Source organism: Ruegeria sp. CDSA236, from assembly GCF_059611285.1.
The window spans coordinates 199,320-225,349 of the sequence record NZ_JBXWPG010000006.1 but is presented as its reverse complement, the minus strand read 5'-3'; the positions used below and the strand labels follow the sequence as shown (position 1 = coordinate 225,349).

Sequence of the window (26,030 nt, the reverse complement as noted above, 5' to 3'; positions counted from 1 at the left end):
CTAAAATCATCATTTGACTGCCGAACAGGCAACAATCCACCGATTCTCACCTTATGATTCGGAAGATTTCCGCGAATCTTTGCCACCCGACGCCGGGATAGAGCCTCTCGTTTGTGGCAAAATTAAGATTTATTAACCAACCAATCAGGAAAGTCACAGACTGATGCAGCATCTCTTGATCCAAGGCGCGGCCAGTGTCGCGTGCTTCAATCAGGAGACCAAAATGAGCATCCGTAAATCCTCTCTTCTTATGCCACGCACATCAAACTGGATAGGCGTCTCAGCGCTGAGTGCGGCATTGTTGGCAACGACCGCCCTGCCCTCGAAAGCTGACGAAGCGCTGGCTGATTTAGTTGAGAGCGTGTCACCTTCTGTCGTGACCATCATCGCGGAACAAAACGCCGCCAAGGGCCCGGAAACCGGACAGCAGTTTGATTTCGAAGGCCAACCATTCGGTGAATTCTTCAAACGCTTTGGCGTGCCTGAAGAGTTCGATGCCCCCCGTCGTGGTCCGTCTCAGGGTTTGGGGTCAGGTTTTGTACTGGATGAAGCAGGGTACATCATTACGAACCATCACGTGGTCGACGATGCCGCGACCGTGACCGTGCGCCTGAATGATGACCGAACTTTTGAGGCTGAGGTGATCGGTACCGACCCGTTGACCGATATCGCGGTTCTCAAGATCGACGCGGGCGAGCCACTTCAGGCCGTAGAGCTTGGCAATAGCGATGTGATCCGTGTGGGCGAGGATGTTGTCGCCATCGGGAACCCGTTTGGCCTCAGCTCGACCGTGACGACCGGGATTGTATCGGCCAAGGACCGCAATATTTCGCAGGGACCTTATGCCGAGTTCATCCAGACGGATGCGGCCATCAACAAAGGCAATTCCGGTGGCCCGCTGTTCAACATGGATGGTGAGGTTATCGGCGTGAACTCGGCCATCTATTCCCCGAGCGGTGGGTCGGTCGGGTTGGGTTTTGCCGTCACGTCGAACATTGTGGACCATATTGCCGCGGATCTGCGCGATGATGGCCAGGTCAGCCGCGGTTGGCTGGGTGTGTCAATCCAGAATGTCAGCCCTCAGATCGCTGCGGCGATGGGAATTGATGCCTCAAACGGCGCATTGGTTTCGGACGTTGTAGCCAACAGCCCTGCCGAAGGCGTCCTGGAACAGGGCGACGTCATCCTGACCTTTAACGGCGAACCCGTCGCGTCCAGCAGCGACCTGCCGATCCTTGTCGGAACTACCAAGGTTGGAACAGAAAGCACGCTTACAGTTTTGCGCAACGGCAGTGAGCAAGACATAAAGTTGACGATTGGACAGCATCAGTCCGCATCGGCCGAAATGGACAAGTCAGTGGATGAAGGCATTTCGGGCACCGCCCTGGGCGTCACCGTTGCACCACTAACAGAAACCAACCGTGCGGAACTGGGCGTGGCCGAGAATATTGACGGTGTGATCGTCACGGACCTGAAACCGGACAGCCCTGCAGCAAAAGCCGGTCTTCAGCGTGGCGACGTGATCGTGAAGCTGGGCAACCAGGATACGGCCACACCTGACGCGCTGAAAGAAGCGCTGGACAGCGAAAAAACCGATCCCGCGCTTGTCCTGATCAACCGTGGCGGCAACCAGATCTTTGTTGCGGTGGAAATCGCCTGATCGAACACCTGCGCGCGCCACGTGATGGGGAGATCTGGCGGGCGCCTCTCTGGCATGATTGAATTGTCCGCAATCTGCCGGAGCAGCCGGGTGCGCAACGACGCACCCGGCATCTAAACCGGTCAAATCTTGTACTTTGTTTGAAAAATTGTGTTTAAGTTCCGGTAGAAAGGATTTCAGATCATGAGCCGACGCCTGTTGATCGTTGAAGATGATGAAGACACCCGGGAATTCATAGCAAAAGGATTCAGCGAGGAAGGATATGTCGTCGAACAGGCCGCGGATGGGCGCGAAGGGCTGTATCACGCCACAGATGGTGGCTTTGACGCCATCGTTCTGGACCGAATGCTGCCCGGTCTAGACGGCCTGTCACTGATCAAATCCATGCGCGCCGCGGGTCTGAAAACTCCGGTTCTGATGTTAACCGCAATGAGCGCGGTCGATGAGAGAGTCAAAGGCCTGAGGGCCGGTGCAGATGATTATCTGGTCAAACCGTTCTCTTTTCAGGAACTGCATGCGCGGATCGAGGCTCTGTTAAGACGCCCGCAGGAATCTGAGGAAAACCCGACCCTGACCTGCCGCGATCTGGATATGGATTTGCTGACCCGCAAAGTCACCCGCAACGGGCGAGAGATTACCCTGACACCGCGTGAATTTCAGATTTTGGAATTCTTCCTGAGACGCAAGAACCGTGTGGTGTCACGCACTATGTTGCTGGAAGGTGTTTGGGATTATCATTTCGACCCGAACACCAATGTGGTTGACGTCCATATCTCGAAACTGCGCCGCCAATTGGATGAAGGCGGAGAGATCCCGTTGATTGAAACAGTCCGGGGCGCAGGTTACATGATATCTGATGGATAACCTGCGGCTTTCGTTCAATAATTCCAGAACACGTTTGGTTCTGGCCAGCATGGTTCTGAGCACATTGCTGACAGCCACCGTGCTGGCCCTTGTCTATGTCACCGCAAATCGCAGTATCGAAAGCGAAACCCGCTCGGTGGTTTCCGCGGAATTGACCGGTCTGGCCGATGAATACGAAAGGCGCGGGCTCATCGGTTTGCTGACAGCCATCGAACGCCGTATTCCCACCGCCTCTGAACGGGATGCCCTTTACTTATTGACCGACCGCAACGGGACGAAATTGGCTGGCAACCTGAGGCAATGGCCCGATGACATCACTGCCGGAAGTGGTTGGGTCCAACTTGAGCTGCGACGCTCGGACAGCGAACAGCTGGTGCCAATCTCGGCTGCATCCATTCGTCTGCCGGGCGGAGAACGCCTGCTTGTCGGGCGGGATGCGTTGGCACGACAGCAGTTTGACCGTGTTCTTTTACGCTCGGTCGGCTTCGCGCTGGCAATCGCGCTGGCGCTGAGCGTCCTGACAGGCTGGCTGTTTACCAGGCTCGTCTTTTCGCGCTTGTCTGACATCGCCTCGACCGCAGAAAATATCGTTTCAGGCGACCTGTCGCGCAGGATGCCCTTGCGCGGGACCGGTGATGAATTCGATCAAGTTTCAGGTACGCTCAATACGATGTTGGACCGGATCGAGGAGTTGGTCAGCAATCTACGGACGACCTCGAATTCGATCGCGCATGATCTACGCTCTCCTTTGTCGCGGTTGAAACAGCGGGTCGAATCCCTGTCAGATAGCCGCAAATCCGAACAGGATCGCGAAATCGACATCGCGCGCGCGACGACCGAGGTTGATCATGTCCTGCGGGTTCTGGGCCAACTGACTGAGATTTCGCGTGCCGAAGCAGGTGTCGGGCGAGAGCAGTTCGAAGATGTCGACCTTAAGCAACTCGTGGCGGACGTGGTCGAGCTCTATGATCCGGTTGCCACGGATCAGGGCGTAACACTTGAAGTTACAGGGTCAACTGCCCCCCTTCCCGGCCACCGCCCCCTTTTGTCTCAGGCACTGTCCAACCTGTTAGAAAATGCTCTGCGATACGCGCCTGATGGTTCGACCATCACGATCAATATTGCGGATGACGGCCTGTATACCAACCTCAGCGTGCGGGATCACGGCCCCGGTGTACCACAGGACGATCTGGCCCGCCTGCAGATGCCCTTTGTGACACTTGATCCCGCCCGGACCGAGCGCAATGCAGGTCTGGGCCTGGCTTTGGTCGCAGCGATATCGCATATGCACAAAGGCATGTTCGACGCCCGCAACTGTGATCCGGGCCTTGAAGCTACTATTCGTCTTTCGCGCAAACCCTGATCCGGTAATCATGAACCGCAAAGGTAAAAAAGGATCGGGTGACAGTAATTCTGACACCGGTTAAAACGTCGATTATGTCTGACCCGATCTCAACTATCCGTAATCTCGGCCCGGCCTATGAACAGGCTTGTGCGCGTGCCGGTATCCACTCGGCCCAGCAACTGCGCGAGATAGGCCCCGACGCGGCCTATGCAAAACTTTTGCAGGCAGGATCGCGCCCTCATTTCATCGGCTATTATGTTTTGGTGATGGGGCTGCAAGGCCGCCCCTGGAACGATTGCAAAGGCGAAGAGAAAAAGGCCCTGCGGCAAAGGTTCGACGCAATCAAAGCCAGCAACAGCACTGCGCCGCAAACGAAGATGATCGCCGACTTGGATGCGATCGGCGTCCGGATATCTTCGGACGACTTGAAACCCGCATAGGAAAAGCCGCCCCCGACCCCGGGAGCGGCTTTATAGGCTTGATCTTAAAACAGATTAGCCGACCAGTTCGATGCCCGAGAAGAAATAGGCGATCTCAACCGCTGCGGTTTCCGGTGCGTCTGAACCGTGGACCGAGTTCTCGCCAACCGATTCAGCGAACTCAGCGCGGATGGTGCCGGGGGCCGCATCTGCGGGGTTGGTTGCGCCCATGACTTCGCGGTTCTTGGCAATGGCGCCTTCGCCTTCCAGAACCTGTACAATAACCGGCTCGGACGACATGAATTCGCACAGTTCGTCATAGAACGGGCGCTCGGCGTGGACGTCATAGAACTTGCCAGCTTGTGCTTTGGTCATGTGAATGCGCTTTTGCGCTACGATGCGCAGACCGGCCTCTTCAAACTTGGCGTTGATCTTGCCAGTCAGGTTGCGGCGGGTTGCATCGGGTTTGATGATCGAGAATGTGCGTTCCAGTGCCATGTCGGCCTCTCCTTAAAATAGGGCGCGGGGCCCGCGCCGAAATCCATCGCGGGCCGCGTATCATGGTCTGTAGCTTATGAAAAGTGTTATGATGCCCTGCTCCGGCGCTTTGCCGGTCACAATGTGCCGGGCAACGGGTCCAGACGGTCGATCCTACGAACATAGAGCACGGCCAGAAGGCCGATAAAGCTGCACCCGCACATCATGCCAAGCACAAGAAAGGGTCCGTTTTCCGGGCTGACAAAGGCGCCGGTGATCGTGGTCAGAACCGCCCCCAGCGCAACGATCATTGCACCTGACAGGCCCGCCGCGCTGCCTGCCAGTTTGGGACGAACCGACATCACGCCCGACGATGCATTGGCGTTGGTCAGTCCATTGCCGAAACCGACACAGATGGCCGAGCCGAAAAAGACCCAAACCGTACCAAGCCCGACCCAAAACAGAAGCAGCCCGCAAAGCGGCCCTGCCGTGGCCACATTCCGCCCTATCAGGATCATCGTTGTTAACTGCGTCCGCGCCGCCAATCGGCCAGTGACAAAATTCCCGACCATGAACCCGCCGGTGATAATGCCGATCCCAAGACCCAGCATCGCGGGGCTCAGATCAAACCAAGCAGCTGCAACCAACGGTGCACCGGTGATAAAACTGAAAAAGCCGCCGATCGAAAATGCCGCGCATAGGGCATAACCCCAAAACCTTCGGGCGCGGAACAGATGCGGATATTCCTTCAGCTGCGCCGCGAATGTTGGGGCGCGGTTTATATTGGTCTCTCCCATATCAAACCACAGCAAAGCCAGCAGACCGGTGCCAAGTACGGAATACAGAACAAACCCCGAGCGCCAGCCAAACAGCATGTCCAACGCGCCGCCCAACATCGGTCCCAGCATTGGCGCCAGCGCCATAGCCATTGCGACATAGCCCAGCTTGCTGGCCGCCTCGTTGGGGGGATAGCGGTCTCGGATTGAGGCGCTGGACAGCACAGACCCGGCGACAACCACAGCCTGAACGAGGCGAAAACCCAGAAACACCCAGATTGACCCAGCCAGCACACAGCCGATGGATGCGACCACGAAGATCGACATGCAGATCAACAGGACCGGCCTGCGCCCATATCGATCCGACAGAGGACCCATGATCAGTTGCAGCACAGCAGAAACCGCCAGATATCCCGCAACCGCCAGATTCATAAGGCCGTAATCCACCTGAAAGCCCGCGCTCATATGCGCCAGCGATGGCAGGAACATATTCAGCGTCAGTACCGACAACGCCGTGGCAAAGACCAGCGTGACCAACGACGGAGGTGTTCGGGCTGTATGCATGATGGAACCGTGTGAAAACTTCAGGCAAATCAGCGCTAACACATCGAATGCCGGTTGAACATGCAAGCCGCTGGCGGCGGCATAACGGCTCTGCTAAGAGCAGCATATGTTACGGATTCAAGACATCACCTATGCCGTTGAAGGCCGCCCTTTGTTAGAGGGCGCAAGCGCAACCATCCCCGATGGCCACAAGGTTGGACTAGTGGGGCGCAATGGCACCGGCAAGACCACGCTGTTTCGCTTGATCCGGGGGGAACTGGCGCTGGAATCGGGTAGTATCGCTGTCCCGAAACGGGCGCGTATTGGTGGCGTGGCGCAAGAGGTGCCCTCGTCCGATGCCTCACTGATCAATACCGTTCTGGCCGCCGATACCGAGCGCAGCGCACTGATGACTGAAGCCGATAGTGCCACGGACCCCGGACGCATCGCCGATATTCAGACCCGGCTGGCCGATATAGACGCCTGGTCGGCCGAAGCGCGCGCAGCCTCGATCCTCAAAGGGTTGGGGTTCGATGACGAGGATCAACTGAAACCCTGTTCGGACTTTTCCGGCGGCTGGCGCATGCGCGTCGCGCTAGCAGCGGTGCTGTTCTCGCAGCCTGATCTGTTGCTGCTGGACGAACCGACCAACTATCTGGATCTGGAAGGCGCGCTGTGGCTGGAAAGCTATCTGGCGAAATATCCGCACACGGTGATCATAATCAGCCATGACCGCGGGTTGCTGAACCGCGCTGTGGGGTCAATCCTGCATCTGGAAGATCGCAAGCTGACCTATTACGCGGTGCCTTACGATAAATTCGCGGAACGCCGCGCCGAACGTCTGGCACAGGCGGAATCGGAAAACACCAAGGCCAAGGCGCGCATCGCGCATCTGCAAAGCTTCGTGGATCGCTTTCGCTATAAGGCGTCCAAAGCAGTTCAGGCTCAGTCGCGCCTGAAGATGATCGAACGCATTCAGTTGGTCTCGACCCCGCAAGAGGCTGCTCTGCGCGCTTTTTCCTTCCCAGAACCCGAAGAACTGTCGCCCCCGATCATTCAGATCGAAGGCGGTGTGACGGGATACGGCGAGACCGAGGTGCTGCGCAAACTGAACCTGCGCATTGATCAGGATGACCGTATCGCGCTGCTGGGCAAGAACGGTCAGGGCAAATCGACCCTGTCCAAGCTGCTGTCTGATCGTCTGCCGTTGATGGCTGGCAAGATGAGCCGCAGCACCAAACTGCGCATCGGCTATTTTGCACAGCATCAGGTGGATGAGCTGCATGTGGACGAGACGCCCTTGGATCATCTGCGCCGATTGCGCCCGAATGAAGCACCGGGCAAGTGGCGCTCGCGTTTGGCCGGGTTCGGATTGAATGCCGATCAGGCAGAAACCAAGGTCGGGCGGCTGTCCGGCGGTCAAAAGGCGCGCCTGTCGCTGCTGCTGGCCACCATCGACGCCCCGCATATGCTGATTCTGGACGAACCGACCAACCATCTGGACATCGAAAGCCGCGAGGCGCTGGTTGAGGCATTGACCGCCTATTCCGGGGCCGTAGTGCTGGTCAGTCATGACATGCACCTACTGTCGCTGGTGGCGGACCACCTCTGGCTGGTCTCGGACGGATCCGTCAAACAGTTTGACGGGGATCTGGAATCTTATCGGTCCCTACTGCTGGGCCGCGACAAACCTGTTAAGGAAAAGCCGCTGACGGCCAAGCCCAAACGCCCATCGCGCGAGGCGGTTCTGAACCTGCGCGCCGATCTGCGCAAATGCGAGGAACGGATCGAGAAATTGACGGATATGCACGAAAAGCTCTCGGCCAAACTGGCGGACCCCAGTTTGTATGAAGACGACAAGATCAACGACTTGGCAACCTGGAACCGGAAATTTGCCGAGGTGGTCGAGGCCATGCAAAAAGCCGAGGCGCTTTGGGTGGTTGCAGCAGAGCGGTTGGAACAGGCAGAGACCGCAGCATGATGGATACAGCCTTTCTCATAACCTCGTTTACAACATTGCTGGTGGTCATTGATCCGCCAGCACAAACGCCGATCTTTGTGGCCCTGACACAAGGCATGGATCGGCATGCGCGCTATACAATAGCGGTGCGCGCCTGTCTGACGGCGGCTGGGATTCTGGCCATGTTCGCCGCATTCGGCGAGGCGGTTCTGGGCTTTATTGGCATCTCGATGGAGGCGTTCCGCGTTGCGGGCGGAGTTCTGTTGTTCCTCACAGCGCTGGACATGCTGTTCGAACGGCGCACCAAGCGGCGCGAAAACAGCGCCGAAGAAGAAGAGCATCCTGATCCTTCAGTATTTCCGTTGGGTATTCCCCTGATTGCAGGACCCGGCGCGATTGCCACAATGATCCTGCTGGCCGGGCAGCATCCGGGCATAGAGGGTCTGGCCGTGGTGATCGGCATGATGCTGATCGTAGTGGCGATGGTGTTCGTCACCTACCTGTCTTCAGGCGCGGTGGCACGAATTCTGGGCAAGACCGGGCTGAATGTGCTGACCCGCCTGTTGGGCATGCTGCTGGCGGCCTTGTCAGTTCAGTTTATCTTGGATGGGCTAAAAGCCTTTGGATTTGCGTCATAAATCCCCATATTGGATTCGAGTGACGCAGTAAGGTAGCGGTATGGACGGCGACAGCATTGCAAATCTGGCCTATCTTGGATTGTTGGGCGCAGCGGTCGTGGCCTGGTTTATCTCTCAGAACCGGCAAAGCCTGAACAAAACGTTGCAACAGGCTCTGGCCTGGGTGTTTATTTTTATCGGCATCATTGCCGCCTATGGACTATGGGGCGATATCCGCAGCACTGTGGGCCCTGCCCCGCAGATGACCGTGACCGGCGAAAGCATCGAAGTGCCGCGCGCTTATGACGGGCATTACTATCTACCGGTTCTGGTCAACGGAGAACCCATCACCTTTTTGGTCGATACCGGCGCCAGCCAGATTGTGTTGAACGAGGCGGATGCCAGACGCATCGGTGTTGACCCCGATCAGCTGAACTATTTCGGGCGGGCCCTGACGGCCAATGGCGAGGTGCGCACCGCCCCGATACGGCTGGACAGCCTTGAACTGGGGCCGATCACGGATCGCAATGTCTCGGCCTGGGTGAATGAAGGGGCGCTGGATCAGTCCTTGCTGGGCATGGATTACCTGCACCGGTTCTCGAATATTCAATTCGCGGATGGGCGTCTGATCCTGTCGCGCTGATGCCCTCTCGATATTGAGAACATAATGAGAACATGCTAGAGTAATAGCATGTCCACACATCTTCTTGGCCGCAAGCCTGCACGACAAATGGCGGGGCTGCAGCTCCATCCGCAGATCACCCTGCAACTGGCCCGCGTGCACGAGGCCTGCGGCCCCGCCCGGCGCAGCTTTGCCATGTGGTTGGCCGGTCAGGCACAGGGGCCGGTGTTGTGGATTTCCCCCGCGTGGGAGGCCAGCCAGTTGCACCCAGGCGGGATGATGGCCTTTGCCGATCCTGCTCGGTTCCTGTTTGCCCGCCCCAACCATGCCGAGGACCTGCTGTGGTGCATGGAAGAAGCGTTGCGCAGCGGGGCAACCCCACTGGTGATCTGCGATCTGCCCGAGGCGCCCGGCCTGACGCCGGTCCGACGGATGCATCTGGCCGCGGAACAAGGCGGCACGATGGGGCCAGCCCCGCTGGGCCTGTTACTGACCCCTGGCGATGGCGGCGCACAGGGGGTTGAAACCCGCTGGCACATGGCTGCGGATCATCACGCCGGGGTTCCCTGCTGGACCCTGACCCGCCGTCGCGCCCGCGCCCTGCCCCCGGTCAGCTGGCAGGCCACCCAGAGCAAGACGCATGCCGGGCTGAACCTGACGCGGATCAAGGCCCAAGATGTGTATTGGGGGGAATAAGTTACGCGGCTCACGGCACTTGTGACTAGCCAAGTGCTACATCCACCCCTAGCGTTCCGGTATGAGCCATCCAATCCATGACAGCCGCTATTCTTGGCTTCGCCTTCTGATCACCCTCGCAATCGCTACGGTGGCGAATGTGGGCATGTGGGCGGTAATCGTCGTGATGCCCGCGATCGAGGCGCAATTCAGCGCCGGTCGGGCCGAAGCCTCATTTCCCTATGTCCTGTCGATGATCGGGTTTGCACTGGGGAACATGTGGCTGGGGCAACTGGTTGATCGGTTGGGCGTGACCAAGGCACTGATCGGTGCCGCCCTTCTGAGCGCGGTCAGCTATCTGTTGGCAACATGGGCGCCGAATATGCTGCTCTTGTCACTGGCCCATCTGCTGTTGGGGTTGGGCACGGCTGTTGGTTTTGGCCCTCTGATCGCGGATATCTCACACTGGTTCATGAAACGCCGCGGGATTGCGGTGGCGTTGGTTGCCAGTGGAAACTACCTGTCCGGGGCGATCTGGCCAACGCTTCTGTCAGGCATCCTTGCACGTGAGGGATGGCAGCAGGTCTATCTGACGCTGGCGGTCATAACGCTGCTCGTTGTCATACCCCTGTCTCTGCTGCTGCGCCGGCAAGTCCCGATCGAGGCCCATCAGACCGCCGCCGCCAATGCGCAGATCAACGCGCGCAGCGTGGGAATATCGCCGCGCAGCTTGCAATACGTTCTTGGTCTGGCCGGAATCGGCTGTTGCGTGGCCATGTCGATGCCGCAGGTCCATATCGTGTCCTACTGCGTCGGGCTCGGATATGGCCCGGCGGTCGGAGCCGAGATGCTCTCGCTGATGTTGCTGGGCGGCGTGGTCAGCCGAGTGATCTCGGGGTTGGTCGCCGACAAGCTGGGCGGGTTGATGACATTGCTGGTCGGCTCTTTCCTGCAATGTATCGCCCTATTTCTGTTCCTTCCCTATGACGGGATGGCCTCACTTTACATTATCAGCCTCATGTTCGGTCTGGCGCAGGGCGGCATTGTCCCCAGCTATGCGCTCGTCGTACGTGAATATATGCCCCCGCAAGAGGCCGGAGCACGCGTTGGCTTTGTCATGATGATGACCATCATGGGCATGGCACTGGGCGGATGGATGTCCGGGTGGATTTACGACTTAACCGGAAATTATCAACTGGCCTTTATCAATGGCATCCTCTGGAACGGGCTGAACATCGCTATCCTGCTGATGTTGCTAAGGCGATCACGGCCCCGCAGGCTGGAGGTCATGATATGACCCAACTGACAAGGCGCGCTGTACTGTCCGGGTTGACCACCCTTCCATTTGCGCACCCGGCTCTGGCCGGGTTGCGTCCCTATGAACTGGTCCACAATGGCACTTCCGTAGATTTTACGTTCGAGCTGTCCGGAATCACACAGTCCGGAACCATGCCGATACGATCTGCAGATATCCGAATTGACATGACCGACCTGGCCAACAGCCGGGTGGATGTTTCGCTGAACGTTGCCAAGGCGCGAACCAACCTGCCCTTTGCCCGCAAACCCATGCTCAGCGCTGGGGTTCTAGACGCCACAGGATTTCCCACAATTCATTTCACCTCGACCGATATTCAGCTTGGCAACGGTGGACGTATCTCGAACGGGGCCGAGATCACAGGAGATCTGACCTTGCGTGGTGTAACGCGACCAATCACATTGCGCGCCAATATTTTTCGCCCGCCCGGCAGCGCCCGAGACAACTTGAATAACCTCTCCGTCCAACTCAGCGGTTCACTGAACCGTCACGAATTTGGCGCCTCGGGTTATTCCGACCTCGTAAAGGAAACTGTTGGCCTTGATATCCGGGCCAAGATCAAAAAGACTGGATAGATCAAAAACGACGCCACAAAGTCGATAAGCCGCGCGCACCGCGCTGGAAATATCGCAATCTGAGCCCATCATGCGCACGATCATTTCCTTTGCCGCCCTATTTCTTTCCGTCATTCTGCTTCAACTGTCCACCGGTGGCGTTGGCCCGCTGGATGCGATTTCCGGCCTGACCCTGAATTTCACCACCGGGCAAATTGGTCTGTTGGGCTCGGCCCATTTCGTTGGCTTCTTTGTGGGATGCTGGTGGGCCCCGCGCCTGATGGGAAGCGTCGGCCATTCGCGGGCATTTGCCGTTTGCACAGCTTTGGGCGCAATGGGGTTGCTGGGGCACACCCTGACGGACAACGCTTATATCTGGGCGGCCCTTCGGATCGCGTCAGGCGCCTGTGTCGCCGGGTGCTACACAGTGATCGAGGCCTGGCTGAACGCAAAAGTCACGAATGAGACGCGCGGGCGCGCCATGGGCACCTATCGCATCGTCGATATGGGCGCGTCCCTCTGCGCCCAGCTGATCATCGCAGTTCTGCCACCAGCATCATATGTCTCGTATAACTTGCTGGCGATCCTGTGCTGCGCTGCCCTGTTGCCGCTAACACTGACCCGCGCCAGCCAGCCCGAAACGCCCGACGCCCCGCGCTTGCGCCCGAAACTGGCCTGGAACAGCTCTCCTCTGGCGGTGGCCGGGGTGGTGGTTGCCGCGTTAAGCTCGGCGTCCTTTCGGATGGTCGGCCCTGTTTACGGGCAAGAGGTTGGGCTTGGCGTCGATCAGATCGCGTTTTTCCTGGCGTCTTTCGTGCTGGGCGGCGCGTTGGCGCAATATCCGATGGGATGGCTGGCCGATAAATACGACAGGCGCTGGGTACTGATCTGGCTTTCGGTTGCCGCCGTCCTAAGCTGCGGTGTGACCATGGCCGCCGGCAACACCGGAACCGTCGGCGTCATGCTGGCCGCGTGTTTGTTCGGCTTTACGACCTTCCCGATTTTCTCAGTTTCATCCGCGCACGCCAATGACTTTGCCACAACCGAACAACGGGTCGAGCTCTCTGCCGCGCTGATGTTCTGGTATGCGCTGGGTGCGATTGCCTCGCCTTACGTGTCATCCACTTTGATCCAATCCTTTGGACCCGGCGCGCTTTTTGCCTTTGTGGCACTTGGCCACGTGTTCCTGATCATCTTTGGTCTGGCGCGGATGCGGTCGCGGCCAACACCCGAGGAACGCACCAGCTATGTCTATTCACCGCGAACCTCGTTTACCATCGGGCGCTTGCTGAAACGATCCCGCGAGGAACGATAGAAAAAGGGCCGGGAAAATCCCGGCCCTTTCGTTTTAGTGTTCGGTGTGAGGTTCCTTGTCGACAACTTCGACCTCTTTCACCGGATCAACCGTCGGCTCTAGCGCGCCGTTGACGATGCCCCCGACCCCGTTTTCCATCGACAGGCCCAGCTCTTCGCCCAGCTTTTTCAGCGCGGGCATCTGCACGGCCATACCCATGATCGAATCCAGCGCCTGGTTCACCACCGGCTTGTCGCCATTGGCGCCTCCGCCACCACCGGCGGCACCGATCCCGCCAACCTGGTGGATCTTGATCGAGTCGATCTTTTCGGCAGGTTTGACCATTTCCGCAATGATCGTCGGCATCGCTTCAATCCGGGCCAGATCAACCTTCAGGCGGATCTGATCAACGGACAGGGCATTGTCAGCCTCGACAATCGCGCGCTTACCTTCCGCTTCGGCCAGCATGTCGTTCTTCTTGGCCTCGGCGCGAATATTCAGCGCATCCGCTTCGGCTTGCGCCTCTTCACGGCGGGCTTCGGCGCGGTCGGCGGCAGCTTCTTTCTCGGCCTGGGCGGCCAGACGGATGGCTGTGGCCTGACGTTCAGCCTCACGCGTCGCTTCGATCAGCACGATCTGCTTCTGACGCTCGGCCTCGGCCACCTGACGGGCGGTAACCACTGCTTCGGTCGCTTTGGTCGCCTCAGCGCGGGCCAGATCGGCAGACGCACGGGCGCGGCTTTCCTCTTCGGATTTCTGCGCGATGATGATCTGACGCTCTTGCTCGGCAACCTCTAATTCGCGCTCTTTCGAGATCTCGGCCTCACGGATTTTACGCTCGCGCTCGATATCGGCGCCACGAATGGCTTCTTCACGGGCAATCCGGGCACGTTCGGTTTCACGCACCGAATCCTCGGTCCGCGCGGCGATCTCGGCCTCTTGCGCCACGCGCAGGGTTTCGATCTGTTGCGTCTGTTCGATGCGGGCCTGCTCTTCGTCCTTGTCGATCAACAGCTTTTGACGCTGAGCTTCCATGGCAGCACGGCGCACTTCTACCTCGGCATCCGCATCAATCTGCGCGCGCTCTTTTTTCGAGGTCGCAATCACCTCGGCCAGCTTGCGCATACCCACGGCGTTAAAGGCGTTGTTCTCATCCAGCGCTTCGAACGGCGTCTGGTCCAACGCGGTCAGCGAGACCGATTCCAGCGACAGGCCGTTTTTCAACAGGTCTTCGGAGACCGCATTCTGCACCTCTTGCACAAAGTCAGCGCGGTTTTCGTGCAGACCGTCCATGGTCATCTGCGCGGCCACGGCGCGCAGACCGTCGATCAGTTTGCCTTCGATCATCTCACGCAGTTGTTCGATATCGAATGTGCGGGCGCCCAGGGTTTGGGCGGCACGTGCGATGCCTTCGTCCGTAGCCATCACCGAGACATAAAACTCGACACCTACATCGACACGCATCCGGTCTTTCGTGATCAGGGCAGCCTCAGCGCTGCGTTGAACTTCAAGGCGCAGCGTTTTCATGTTTACTGGGCTGACTTCGTGCAGAAGGGGGATAACCCAAGCGCTACCGTCCATAATAACTTTCTTGCCGCCAGCACCAGTCTTAACAAGACTGATCTCGCGGGTGGTCCGTCGGTACAACCGTTTCAAAACCAATCCAATTAACACTAGTATCGATAAAACGGTCGCAACAATAATGATCAGGAGTTCAAGTCCCATGCAAAATCCTCCAAGATTGGGGTTTGAAATTTAGTTAGTCTGACAAGCCGACCAGAACGAACCGGTCTTGCCGTCGGTCGCGCAAGACAAGCACTTCGGTGCCTTGTTCCAGCGTATCCTTGTCCTGCAGGGGCTCAGCGCGCAGGTAATGCGCATTGCCAAAGCGATCCATGACCCGCACTTCGGCCGGGCGGCCACGCGATGCTGTCCCTTGCGAGATGAAACCGCGACGGCGGGCCAGCATCCGTTCAGACATCGCCTCGGTCTCGGTTTTCGGCAGCAGGCGGGCAAAGACCGCGCTAAAGCCACGCGCAAACCAGATGCCAAAGGCCCCGGCCGGGATCGCGGCCATCCATGAGGGCAGATCAAAGCCCATCACATCACGCAGGCCCAGCTGCAGACCGATGCCCGACAGGCCGAAGCCAGCCAGCAGAACCACCAGCCAGATCATGAACGGCACTTTGCCAAAGCCCAGCCAGCTTGCAGGACCGTCCGAGGCCACAACCGGCGTTTCCGCCGCGACCTCGGCCAGCTCGAACTCACCCAGATCGACATCCGCGTCCAGATCAAGTTCGAAATCACCAATGTCCAATTCCGGAGCGTCAACCACATCAAGGTCAACCTCGCCCTCACCCGCCATCAGGCTTCCACCCAGCAACAGCGCCACCAGTTCCAGCCCCAAAAGGCCAAACAACAGCGCAATCGCAATGGTAAAGGGCACAAATGCACCCTCGAGTAGAAAACTGAGCATCAGTGGGCTGTCTCCGTAATTGTATACTATGGTATGCAGTTAATATGGGGAGTCATGACAAAGTTTCAAGAGGTTGTGATTCTATATTTCAACCTATGGGTAATTAACATGGTGACACAGCGGCAGTCGGGAAATCCGTTCTTTGGGGTTTTTTCGGTGCCTGGGGCCGGAAAGTGGCATCCGGGCAAAAGCCGGGCTTTTGCTGGGCTGTGACATAAGATAGACGGGCCTGCAGTTACATACGCGGAAACGGAACATGGCTCGGATTCTCATCACCTCGGCGATCCCCTACATCAACGGGATCAAGCACCTCGGCAATCTGATCGGCTCGCAACTGCCCGCCGACCTATATGCGCGGTATCAGCGCGGCCGGGGGAATGAGGTCATGTTTCTCTGCGCCACCGACGAACACGGCACCCCGGCCGAGCTGGCCGCCGCCAAGGAAGGCAAGCCGGTCGCTGATTACTGTGCCGAGATGCATGGTGTGCAGGCCGATATCGCACAGCGCTTTGGCCTGAGCTTTGATCACTTTGGCCGCTCGTCCAGCGCCCAGAACAAAGCGTTGACCCAGCATTTCGCGGGCAAGCTGGAAGACGCCGGGCTGATCCGCGAAGTGAGCGAGAAGCAGGTCTATTCCCACGCCGATGGACGGTTTCTGCCGGATCGCTATATCGAAGGCACCTGCCCCAACTGCGGCTATGACCGGGCGCGCGGTGATCAGTGCGAAAACTGCACCAAGCAATTGGACCCAACTGACCTGATCGAGCCGCGCTCGGCCATTTCCGGTTCGACCGACCTTGAGGTGCGCGAAACCAAGCACCTGTATTTGCGCCAATCCGCGATGAAGGATCAGCTGGACGCCTGGATCGACTCCAAGACCGATTGGCCGATCCTGACCACCTCGATCGCCAAGAAATGGCTGCATGACGGTGACGGCCTGCAAGACCGTGGCATTACCCGCGATCTGGACTGGGGCGTGCCGGTCAAGAAAGGCGATCAGGACTGGCCGGGTATGGAAGGCAAGGTCTTTTACGTCTGGTTCGACGCGCCGATCGAATACATCGCCTGCGCCAAGGAATGGGCTGATGTGACCGGCAAAGCGGATGCCGAGTGGGAGCGCTGGTGGCGCACTGACAAAGGTGCCGATGACGTGCGCTATGTTCAATTCATGGGTAAGGACAACGTGCCTTTCCATACCCTGTCCTTCCCGGCGACCATTCTAGGTTCGGGTGAGCCGTGGAAGATGGTCGACCATCTAAAATCCTTCAACTACCTGAACTATGACGGCGGCCAGTTCTCGACCAGCCAAGGTCGCGGCGTGTTCATGGACCAGGCGCTGGACATCCTGCCTGCCGATTACTGGCGCTGGTGGCTGCTGAGCCATGCGCCCGAAAGCAGCGATAGCGAATTCACCTGGGAGAACTTCCAGCAATCGGTGAACAAGGATCTGGCCGATGTGTTGGGCAACTTCGTCAGCCGGATCACCAAGTTCTGCCGCTCAAAATTCGGCGAGGCGGTGCCCCAAGGCGGCACCTATGGCGAGCGCGAGCAGGCCCTGATCGAAGAGCTGACCCGCCGCGTCCGCGCCTATGAAGGGTTCATGGAGGCGATGGAAGTTCGCAAATCCGCCCAGGAATTGCGCGCCATCTGGGTTGCCGGGAACGAGTATCTTCAATCCGCGGCACCCTGGTCGACCTTCAAGGAAGATCCCGAACAGGCCGCGGTACAGGTGCGTCTGGGTCTGAACTTGATCCGGCTCTATGCCGTGCTCAGTGCGCCGTTCATTCCCGAAACCACCGCCCGTATGCTGAGCGCGATGAACACGCTGGATACCGGCTGGCCTGACGATGTTGCGGCGGCCCTGTCCGCCCTGCCCCCAGGCCATGACTTTGCCGTTCCCGAAGTGCTGTTCGCCAAGATAACGGACGAACAGCGCGAAGACTGGCAGAGCCGTTTCGCTGGTATCCGCACCTAAGACACCCGACCGGGAAAAAATACAGGGGGCTTAACGGCCCCCTTTTTCATTTTGCGTTTGATCCAGATTGCCGGAAACGCCCTTGCCAGATCAGGAAACTAACCCTGGCCGATTTGCGTAAACCTGCCGCCCTACAGAAAAATATCCTTGGGTAAGCGATTGCCTTACGGGCTAACACGCTTGAGAAACCCACCAAAACCAGCCATCCTCACAAAGAGTTTAGGCGACTCGGACCGCTGGCGGCGACCCGAGTTGTGTCCAGTTTTTGTTTCAATGGGGCTTCTGCCATGATCCTTGCATCAACACTTTTCAGCTTTCGACCGAATGACCCCATAGCCAAATCCGTTTGGTATGCCGCAGCTTTTGCCCTGTGTGGGTTGGTGGTGCCAGCTGCCGCGCAGGATAAAAGTGACGCCCCACCGCCCAAAGTGTCCATCGCAGCGGCCTACACACAAGAAATCACGGACGAGGCGACTTTCATCGGTCGAGCTGAGGCGCTGAACAAGGCCGATATTGTCGCCCGGGTCAGCGGTTTTTTGGACAGTCAGAATGTTGAAGACGGCGCGATGGTGAATGAAGGCGACCTTATGTTCACGATCGAGCCGGACCTGTATCAGGCGACACTAGATGCACGGAATGCCGATCTGGACCGTGCCGAAGCAAATCTTGAGCTCGCCAAAGTTGACCTGGCCCGTAAAGAAGAACTTTACAAACGCGATGCCACTCCGGAAAGCGAACGGGATATCGCCCGTGCCAACGAACTTGTGGCCATTGCCGAAGTCAAAGCCGCGAAAGCCGCGATCCAACAGGCCGAACTTGATCTGAGCTATACTAAGGTCCACGCACCGTTCACCGGCCGTATCGGGCGGGTCGCTATCAGCGTCGGGGACGTTGTCGGCCCGAACAACCCACCATTGGTGAATATCGTCAGCGAGGCACCAGTGTATGTGAATTTCTCGTTGAACGAGAAACAGTTTACCTCGGTTCTTGAACAATATGGCGAGAATGCATCGACGCTGGCCGAAAGCCCCAAAAGCCCGAATGTGCATGTAACGCTGCCCAATGGATCGGATCTGGGCGAAACAGGTTCGATTGTTTTCGTTGACAACCGTATCGACCCGCTAACTGGAACGATTGCAATGCGGGCCGAATTCACAAATGCCGACCGGCTGATCCTCGATGGTCAGTTCCTGAGCGTTCATATCGAAGCGCTGGAGCCGACTTTGCAGGTTCTGATCCCGCAGGCGGCCTTGTCACGTGATCAGCGCGGTGATTTCGTTCTGGTCGTTAACGATAAGCAAATGGTCGAACAGCGCTATATCACCACCGGCGACAATGTCGGAACTGCTGTGATCGTTCTGGACGGCCTGCGCGAAGGAGAAAGCGTGATCGTCGAGGGCCTTCAGCGCGTGCGCCCGGGTGTGGCAGTGGATGCTGTCACCGCATCCGAGCAGCCGGGAGAGTAACAGATGTTCTCATCCCTGTTCATCAGCCGGCCCAAGCTGGCCCTAGTTATTTCGCTTGTCCTGACGATCATGGGCGGGATCGGCTATATGGTTCTGCCGGTCGCCCAGTTTCCTGATATTACGCCACCGGTCGTCAGCGTTTCCGCCACCTATACCGGTGCCAATGCCGAAACGGTCGAGAACACCGTCGCCGCGCCGATCGAGGCGCAGGTCAACGGCGTGGATGACATGATCTACATGACGTCCACCTCTTCGGATAACGGCTCGTATTCGTTGAATATTACCTTCGAAGTCGGCACCGACCCCGACATTGCATCCGTTAACGTGCAGAACCGCGTTGCGCAGGCCATGTCTTCGCTTCCGTCAGAGGTGACTTCGTCGGGTGTCGTTACTCAGAAGGCATCGACCAATATGCTGATGCTGGTCACGCTGACCTCACCCAAAAGCACCTATGACAGTGTATTCTTGTCGAACTACGCTTCGATCAACCTGAAAGATGCGTTGGCACGGGTACAGGGTGTTGGTAAAGCCGATGTTCTGACTAACCTTGAATATGCAATGCGGATCTGGATGGATCCCGACAAGATGACCGCCCTGTCGATTTCACCGGGTGATGTCATAGACGCTATCCGAGAACAGAATATCGAAGTGTCTGCCGGTTCGATAGGCTCGCCTCCGGTCCCTGAGGGACAGACATTTCAATATACGATCAAGACCAAGGGCCGGCTGACCTCGGCCGCTGAATTTGGCAATATTGTCATCCGTACTGGTGATGCAGGGGCAATCGTACGCATAAGGGACATTGCCAGAACCGAACTTGGAGCGCAGTTCTACTCGGCTTCGGGGTATTTCCAGGCAGAACCCGCAACGGTTATCGGAATCTATCAAGCCCCCGGTGCCAATGCGTTGGCTGTTTCTGATCGTGTTCAGGCCGAATTGGACCGGCTGTCGCGTTCGTTCCCAACAGATGTTGAATATCAGGTTCCGTTCAACACGACGGACTTCGTGGAACAATCTCTGAACGACGTGGTTTCCACCCTGATGCTGACGTTCGTTTTGGTGATTTCGGTCGTATTTGTCTTTTTGGGCAGTTGGCGTGCCACGATCATTCCTGCGGTTGCTATTCCTGTTTCGCTGATTGGCACGTTCGCGTTCCTGCTGGCGTTTGGGATGTCCCTGAACACAATTTCTTTGTTCGCGCTTGTACTGGCCATCGGGATCGTGGTCGATGATGCCATCGTGGTGGTTGAAAACGTTGAACGCATTATCGCCGACGAAGGGTTGTCCCCGCCTGAGGCGACACGGAAAGCAATGGGCCAAATCACCGGACCCGTCATCGCAACCACACTGGTTCTGCTGGCCGTTTTTGTGCCCGTAACCTTTATGCCTGGCATCTCGGGGCGACTGTATTCTCAGTTTGCAGTCACCATCTCGACTGCGGTCGTGATTTCGTCAATCAACGCTTTGACCTTGTCTCCGGCGCTTTGCGGACTGGTTCTGCGCGCGCGCTCGGGTCCGCCCAAGGGTATTCTGGCCCTGTTTGAGCGTTTCATCGGAACGCTGCGTGACGGTTATGTTGTCATTGTGCGCAAACTGTTAATTCTGCCAGTCGCCGGACTGGGCGTCATCGTTGTTCTGGCAATGGGTACAGGGACGATCATGTCGAACACATCAAGCGGTTTTATTCCGCTTGAAGACAACGGCTATCTCTTTGTGGACATCCAGTTGCCAGATGCGGCAACGCTGGAACGCACCGAGACTATCGCAGGTCGGGTCGACGACCAGATCCGCGATATCTCGGGGGTTGCCAGTACAGTTTTGATCAACGGATTTTCGCTACTGAACGGCACAACCACAAATGGAGCGACCGTTTTTGTAAACCTCGACAACTGGGACGAGCGGCAAGATCCCGACCTGTCTGCCGATGCCATTCTGGGCAAGGTTCTAGCGATTGCAAATGGCGAATCCGCAGCTTCGATCGTGGCCTTCAACCCGCCACCGATACAGGGCCTCGGCATGTCAGCCGGTGTGGAAATGGAGGTTCAGCAAGTCGGGGGCGGTACGCCTCAGGATCTGGCCTCGGCCGTTGGGTCCTTCGTCTATGCTGCAAACCAGCGACCCGAGATTGGTCAGGCCTATACAACATTCCGGGCCAATGTTCCTCAGCTATTTGTCGATCTGGACCGTGAGAAAGCGAAAACCCTGGAAGTGTCTGTTGCTGAGATTTTTCAGACGATGCAAGCCCAACTAGGCTCGTACTATGTGAACGATTTCAACCTGTTTGGCCGCGTCTACCGCGTGATGATTCAGGCCGAGGGGAGCTATCGGAACAAGGTCGAAGATATTTCGAACCTGTATGTGCGCTCGACCAAGGGCGATATGGTTCCATTGGGTACGTTGATCGACGTGGAAAACGTGTTGGGGCCAGTCCTGTTAAAACGGCATAACCTGTTTCGTTCGGCAACTGTTACAGCTGTACCTGCGCCAGGGCTGTCCAGTGGCGACGCTATCACTGTGATGACAGAAGAATCCGCCAACGCCCTACCCTCGGGATACGCGTTTGAATGGACAGGTACCGCGCAACAGCAGCTTGCATCCGGCAGCCTTGTGATCATTATCCTCGGGCTTGCTGTCCTTTTCGCCTATTTGTTCCTGGTGGGGCAATACGAAAGCTGGTCGATGCCGGTGTCCATTCTTCTATCGGTTATTGTTGCCCTATTCGGGGCGGTTGCGGCGGTGGCCATCGTGGGCAGCGACATAAACCTGTACACGCAGATCGGGATGATCATGCTGGTGGGGCTTGCGTCGAAGAACGGTATCCTCATCGTTGAATTCGCAATGGAACAGCGTGCCAATGGCCTTTCGATCAAAGATGCTGCAGCCGAAGCCGCCCATCAACGATTCCGCGCGGTGATGATGACCGCCCTCTCCTTCCTGTTGGGTGTTGTACCGTTGCTTGCCGCGAACGGCGCGGGAGCGGCTAGCCAGAAGGCCATCGGTGTCGCCGTCTTTGGCGGAATGCTGGCGGCGACTCTGGTTGGCGTTATCCTTGTGCCGGTACTTTACGCCCTGATGCAGGGGCTGAGGGAATGGCTCAAAGGGACAAAGAACGACCCCGACCCTTCGGAAGAAGCCGCATAAATCAAAAAAAAGCCCCGCCAAAAACGCGGGGCTTTTCTTTAATGGGCCAGGCGCTTTTCGATCCAGCGCTGGATGGCAGCGATCTGATCGGCATCAAGTCTTAGGCCCAGCTTGTTTCTGCGCCAGATGGCATCTTCAGCGCAGCGCACATATTCCTTGGTGACCAACCATTCCATTTCGCGTTCGGTCAGCGTCGCCCCGAACTCTTCCCCCAGATCCTCAGCGGTCTTTGCATCGGCCAGAATAGCGCGCGCCTCGGTTCCATAGGCGCGCACCAGCCGTTCCGCCCATGTGCGATTCAAAAAGGCATAGTCGAATTCCAGACCGGCAATAAGGTCTTGCACTGCGCTAACGGGGAAATCGCCACCCGGCAAAGAAACTCCAGCGGTCCATGGACCGGGCAAATCCGGGAAGTACTCAGCGATTTTCTCAAGCGCACTTTCGGCCAATCTGCGATAGGTCGTAATCTTGCCGCCGAAAACATTCAAAACCGGAGCGCCGCCAAGCCCATTGACCTTCAGAGTATAGTCTCTGGTCGCGGCCGTTGCGCTGCTGGCCCCATCGTCATAAAGAGGGCGCACACCGGAATAGGTCCAAACGATGTCTTCGCGGGTTACAGGCTGCTCAAAATATTTTGACGCAAATGCACACAGATATTCCTGTTCAGACTCGGTACAGACTGGAGGAACCGATGGGTCTGGGTGATCCTGATCAGTTGTTCCAATAAGGGTGAAATCTCTCTCATAGGGAATGGCAAAGATGATGCGCCCGTCTTCGCCCTGAAAGAAATAGCATTTGTCATGGTTGAATAACCTGTGGGTTACGATATGGCTGCCGCGGACCAACCGAACCCCCTCGCGCGAGTTCACGTGGATTTTGTCCTGAATAATGTCCCCGACCCAAGGGCCACCGGCATTGATCAGCATCTTGGCCTGGACGACGCGCGTTTCATCACTCTGCTTGTCGCGGATCGTGACATGCCACAGGTCATCGACCCTTTCGGCAGACAGAACCTCTGTCCGGACCAGAATTTCGGCACCTCTGGCCTCGGCATCACGGGCGTTCAGAACCACCAGACGGGAATCTTCAATCCAGCAGTCGGAATATTCATAGGCAGTTTCGAACCTGTTCTGCAGCGGGCCGCCTTCGGGCGCAGACCGTAGATTCAGCGACGAAGTTCCCGGCAGAATTTTCCGCCCCCCGAGGTGGTCATACATGAACAGGCCCAGACGGATCAGCCAGGCCGGGCGACGACCGCGCATCCAGGGCATCACCATGCTCAGCAGGCGCGATGTCGGCGTGTCCGAGTCAAAGCGCATCCCATCGTGGTACGGAAGCACAAAGCGCATCGGCCAACTGATATGCGGCATTGCCCGCAGCAAGGTCTCACGCTCGATCAGCGCCTCGCGGACCAGTCGGAATTCAAAGTACTCAAGATACCGCAGGCCGCCATGGAACAGTTTGGTCGAGGCAGAGGACGTCGCCGATGCCAAGTCGTTCATCTCGGCCAATGTCACCGACAATCCCCGCCCGGCCGCATCACGCGCGATCCCGCAACCGTTAATACCGCCACCGATGATGAATAGGTCAGTAACCTGGCCAGTCTGCTGTGCCATTTGCAGGTCAGTCCTTTTGCTGAAAACGTGCGGCAATTAACCCGTTCGATACTCGGTTCGTCAATGTGGATTTTCGTTTTTTTTCGCGTAACGAACAAGAATAGCGATTTTTTGTTGTTGTCCAAACGATGTTTGTTTTCTGCCGGTTGCAATATTGCGAAAAAAGGAACAAAAACGAAAGAACCCAATAACCGGAGCTTCCCTTGTCTCTTTCGTTCCGCCAGTCAGACATCATAGAAATCGCCAAGCAGAATGGTCGCGTCATGGTCGAGGATCTGGCGTTGCAGTTTGGTGTCACGGTCCAAACGATCCGGCGTGATCTTTCCGAGCTTGCGGAACTGGGCAAGCTGGACCGGGTTCATGGCGGCGCGGTCCTGCGATCCGGCGTTTCGAATATCGGTTACGAGGACCGGCGCGCCCTGAATGCTGAAATCAAGACCCGTATCGCACAGGTTTGCGCTGCCAACATACCGGATGGTGCATCGCTTTTTTTGAACATCGGTACATCGACCGAGGCTGTCGCGCATCAGTTGCTAAACCACAAAGATCTTATGGTGGTGACAAATAACATGAATGTCGCGCGTATCCTGGTGGAAAACACGAACTGCCAGATCGTCGTCGCCGGTGGTGTTCTGCGCCGGTCGGACGGTGGTCTGATCGGCAATCTGACCAATTCAACGATTGAACAATTCAAGTTCGATTATGCGGTAATCGGGTGTTCCGCACTGGACGCCGATGGTGATCTTCTGGATTTCGATTTCCAAGAAGTCCGTGTCAGCCAGACTATCATTGCACAGGCCAGACACAGCTTTCTGGTTGCCGATCATTCGAAATTTCAGCGCTCGGCCCCTGCCCGTATTGCCTCGATGTCCGAAGTTGACGTTTTCTTTACAGATCAACCTCTTCCAAGTGGGCTTGCACGTAAATGTAAGGAATGGGGAACGCGGGTCGTATACAGCGGCCGAACCACCGGAGATTCGCATTAAACGCGTAATTCCAAACGTGGTTCTTGTCATAGGCGACCGGCCCTGACAGTATCGCAACATATTGCAATCAGTGCACGGCAAGGGGGAGATCCGGGCCATGATCGCGCTTTTATTTGCGTTACTCACAGCCACTATGGGGCTGAATTATTATAGAAAAACCAAAGCGGCCAATGTTGTGTTCTTCATTACCATGGCCCTAAGTGTTTATTGGCTGAAGTTTCATGCCACCAGCCAACTGACCATTCAGCTGTAGGAGGCCACAATGACACCCGAGCTTTCCCGCACCCTGAACGCGTTGGGAACCCTGGCGGTCAGCCTCGTTCTTGTACTGGCCTTCGGATACCAGCTGGCGCTGAACGAACTGCCCTGCCCGCTTTGCTTATTGCAACGGGTCGGGTTCGTAGCGGTGGGCGTTGGTTTGGGCCTGAACCTGCTATACGGAGCCCGGCCGCAGCATTATGCGTTGATGTTGCTTGCGGCACTGTTTGGGATCAGCGTTTCCGTTCGCCAGATCTTGCTGCATATCGTACCGGGTACCGGCCACTATGGTTCGCCTGTTTTTGGGTATCACTACTACACATGGGCCGTGATCTGCTTTTTTCTGATCCTGCTGGGCACGGCAATCATGCTGCTTTTCGACCGTCAATATCAGGACACAACCGTCGATCAACCACGGTTCGGGGGCAATACGCTGGCCAAAACCGCGTTCTTTGTGATGCTAGGGCTGGCCGTGCTAAATGCGGGGTCGACCTTGTTGGAATGTGGACCAGGTATCTGCGCTGACCCGCCGACAAGATACAAATTGATTGACGAACTGGACACCAACAACTGAGGATGGATAAACCTTCCCTCATGGAGGCATCGGAATGGGACTACTGGGGCAGCCGCTAGGCTATTATGACTATCTGACATTTATCGCACTTATACTGCTGCTGGCCGCTGTAATGGCGCTGTTTCTGTTCATAATGGGACTGCCCGGCCGCATCGCAATCAAACGCAACCATCCCCATGCCGAGGCAGTCAAGATCATGGGCTGGATGGGGTTTCTGGCCGTCGTTCCCTGGATTCACGCCTTTATGTGGGCTTTCCACGATGCAGCCACAGTCGATATCCGCCGTTTGCCCGACGATGAACGCGATGCGATACGCAAGGATATCAAACGGTTGGGCGGTGAACTGACTGAAGAATATCGCGATCCGCTGGACCCGGACGAAACACAAAAAAGCTAAGGCTAAAGGAAGTCCCACAA

Annotated in this window: 23 protein-coding genes; 18 read left to right on the top strand and 5 right to left on the bottom strand. The window is 57.2% G+C overall.

Features of this window, described 5'->3' with window-relative positions; all coding sequences use genetic code 11:
* The first annotated feature begins 223 nt into the window (after positions 1-223).
* The 4 genes from AC2FLB_RS12165 (at position 224) to AC2FLB_RS12150 (ending at position 4,309) form a co-directional block, all read left to right on the top strand.
* Positions 224-1,660 carry a Do family serine endopeptidase gene (locus AC2FLB_RS12165; protein WP_496709333.1) on the top strand — a complete coding sequence of 479 codons (1,437 nt, stop codon included), beginning with the start codon at positions 224-226 and terminating at the stop codon, positions 1,658-1,660.
* Between the two features lie 183 nt (positions 1,661-1,843).
* Positions 1,844-2,524, top strand: coding sequence for a response regulator transcription factor (locus tag AC2FLB_RS12160; RefSeq protein WP_142634264.1), 681 nt, complete (start codon positions 1,844-1,846; stop codon positions 2,522-2,524).
* The gene (locus AC2FLB_RS12155) at positions 2,517-3,887 is read left to right on the top strand and encodes a sensor histidine kinase (RefSeq protein WP_271946675.1); all 1,371 of its coding nucleotides are present in this window, start codon (positions 2,517-2,519) and stop codon (positions 3,885-3,887) included. Before AC2FLB_RS12160 ends, AC2FLB_RS12155 begins: the two co-directional genes overlap by 8 nt.
* 74 nt (positions 3,888-3,961) lie before the next feature.
* Positions 3,962-4,309, top strand: a complete 348-nt coding sequence (locus AC2FLB_RS12150) for a TfoX/Sxy family protein (RefSeq protein WP_496687709.1) — start codon at positions 3,962-3,964, stop codon at positions 4,307-4,309.
* Between the two features lie 54 nt (positions 4,310-4,363).
* On the opposite strand, the gene ndk is transcribed toward AC2FLB_RS12150, so the two are convergent.
* Together ndk and AC2FLB_RS12140 are read right to left on the bottom strand one after the other, a co-directional pair.
* Positions 4,364-4,786, bottom strand: coding sequence for a nucleoside-diphosphate kinase (ndk, locus tag AC2FLB_RS12145; protein ID WP_142634270.1), 423 nt, complete (start codon positions 4,784-4,786; stop codon positions 4,364-4,366).
* 116 nt (positions 4,787-4,902) lie between these two features.
* Positions 4,903-6,105 carry a multidrug effflux MFS transporter gene (locus AC2FLB_RS12140; RefSeq protein WP_496709332.1) on the bottom strand — a complete coding sequence of 401 codons (1,203 nt, stop codon included), beginning with the start codon at positions 6,103-6,105 and terminating at the stop codon, positions 4,903-4,905.
* 106 nt (positions 6,106-6,211) lie between these two features.
* On the opposite strand from AC2FLB_RS12140, the gene AC2FLB_RS12135 reads away from it, so the two are divergent.
* The 7 genes from AC2FLB_RS12135 (at position 6,212) to AC2FLB_RS12105 (ending at position 13,142) form a co-directional block, all read left to right on the top strand.
* Positions 6,212-8,065, top strand: a complete 1,854-nt coding sequence (locus AC2FLB_RS12135; protein WP_496709331.1) for an ABC-F family ATP-binding cassette domain-containing protein — start codon at positions 6,212-6,214, stop codon at positions 8,063-8,065.
* Positions 8,062-8,682: a MarC family protein gene (locus AC2FLB_RS12130; protein WP_142634274.1), complete on the top strand. Its 621-nt coding sequence runs from the start codon at positions 8,062-8,064 to the stop codon at positions 8,680-8,682. Before AC2FLB_RS12135 ends, AC2FLB_RS12130 begins: the two co-directional genes overlap by 4 nt.
* Positions 8,683-8,722: 40 nt before the next feature.
* Positions 8,723-9,304, top strand: a complete 582-nt coding sequence (locus AC2FLB_RS12125) for a retropepsin-like aspartic protease family protein (RefSeq protein ID WP_142634277.1) — start codon at positions 8,723-8,725, stop codon at positions 9,302-9,304.
* Between the two features lie 48 nt (positions 9,305-9,352).
* On the top strand, positions 9,353-9,979 hold the full coding sequence (locus AC2FLB_RS12120; protein ID WP_496709330.1) for an ImuA family protein: 627 nt from the start codon (positions 9,353-9,355) through the stop codon (positions 9,977-9,979).
* A gap of 61 nt (positions 9,980-10,040) precedes the next feature.
* Complete coding sequence (locus AC2FLB_RS12115) at positions 10,041-11,255, top strand: MFS transporter (protein ID WP_496690686.1); 1,215 nt, start codon at positions 10,041-10,043, stop codon at positions 11,253-11,255.
* A complete protein-coding gene (locus tag AC2FLB_RS12110; protein ID WP_496690687.1) occupies positions 11,252-11,848 on the top strand; it encodes a YceI family protein in 597 nt (198 codons plus the stop codon). Before AC2FLB_RS12115 ends, AC2FLB_RS12110 begins: the two co-directional genes overlap by 4 nt.
* A 70-nt stretch (positions 11,849-11,918) precedes the next feature.
* Entirely contained in the window at positions 11,919-13,142 is a 1,224-nt protein-coding gene (locus AC2FLB_RS12105) for an MFS transporter (RefSeq protein ID WP_271946650.1), read from the top strand.
* 33 nt (positions 13,143-13,175) lie between these two features.
* On the opposite strand, the gene AC2FLB_RS12100 is transcribed toward AC2FLB_RS12105, so the two are convergent.
* Positions 13,176-14,846, bottom strand: coding sequence for a flotillin family protein (locus AC2FLB_RS12100; protein WP_496690688.1), 1,671 nt, complete (start codon positions 14,844-14,846; stop codon positions 13,176-13,178).
* Between the two features lie 34 nt (positions 14,847-14,880).
* Positions 14,881-15,597 carry an OB-fold-containig protein gene (locus tag AC2FLB_RS12095; protein ID WP_496687695.1) on the bottom strand — a complete coding sequence of 239 codons (717 nt, stop codon included), beginning with the start codon at positions 15,595-15,597 and terminating at the stop codon, positions 14,881-14,883.
* 256 nt (positions 15,598-15,853) lie between these two features.
* Between AC2FLB_RS12095 and metG the strand changes: the two genes are divergently transcribed.
* The 3 genes from metG to AC2FLB_RS12080 all read left to right on the top strand — a co-directional run bounded on the left by metG (position 15,854) and on the right by AC2FLB_RS12080 (position 22,179).
* Complete coding sequence (gene metG, locus AC2FLB_RS12090) at positions 15,854-17,572, top strand: methionine--tRNA ligase (RefSeq protein ID WP_496709329.1); 1,719 nt, start codon at positions 15,854-15,856, stop codon at positions 17,570-17,572.
* 287 nt (positions 17,573-17,859) lie between these two features.
* Entirely contained in the window at positions 17,860-19,038 is a 1,179-nt protein-coding gene (locus tag AC2FLB_RS12085) for an efflux RND transporter periplasmic adaptor subunit (RefSeq protein WP_496695163.1), read from the top strand.
* Positions 19,039-19,041: 3 nt separating this feature from the next.
* Positions 19,042-22,179, top strand: coding sequence for an efflux RND transporter permease subunit (locus AC2FLB_RS12080; RefSeq protein WP_496690692.1), 3,138 nt, complete (start codon positions 19,042-19,044; stop codon positions 22,177-22,179).
* A gap of 38 nt (positions 22,180-22,217) precedes the next feature.
* Here the strand turns inward: AC2FLB_RS12080 and glpD are convergent, their stop codons facing one another.
* Positions 22,218-23,795 (bottom strand): glycerol-3-phosphate dehydrogenase, encoded by a 1,578-nt coding sequence (glpD, locus tag AC2FLB_RS12075; RefSeq protein ID WP_282021329.1) that lies wholly within the window; start codon positions 23,793-23,795, stop codon positions 22,218-22,220.
* A 203-nt stretch (positions 23,796-23,998) separates the two neighbouring features.
* Between glpD and AC2FLB_RS12070 the strand changes: the two genes are divergently transcribed.
* The 4 genes from AC2FLB_RS12070 (at position 23,999) to AC2FLB_RS12055 (ending at position 26,010) form a co-directional block, all read left to right on the top strand.
* Complete coding sequence (locus AC2FLB_RS12070) at positions 23,999-24,781, top strand: DeoR/GlpR family DNA-binding transcription regulator (protein WP_271946633.1); 783 nt, start codon at positions 23,999-24,001, stop codon at positions 24,779-24,781.
* Positions 24,782-24,878: 97 nt separating this feature from the next.
* Positions 24,879-25,034 carry a DUF5993 family protein gene (locus tag AC2FLB_RS12065; protein ID WP_271946630.1) on the top strand — a complete coding sequence of 52 codons (156 nt, stop codon included), beginning with the start codon at positions 24,879-24,881 and terminating at the stop codon, positions 25,032-25,034.
* A 9-nt stretch (positions 25,035-25,043) separates the two neighbouring features.
* Positions 25,044-25,613, top strand: coding sequence for a disulfide bond formation protein B (locus AC2FLB_RS12060; protein WP_496709328.1), 570 nt, complete (start codon positions 25,044-25,046; stop codon positions 25,611-25,613).
* 34 nt (positions 25,614-25,647) lie between these two features.
* Complete coding sequence (locus AC2FLB_RS12055) at positions 25,648-26,010, top strand: DUF3302 domain-containing protein (protein WP_496690695.1); 363 nt, start codon at positions 25,648-25,650, stop codon at positions 26,008-26,010.
* The last annotated feature ends 20 nt before the right edge of the window (positions 26,011-26,030 follow it).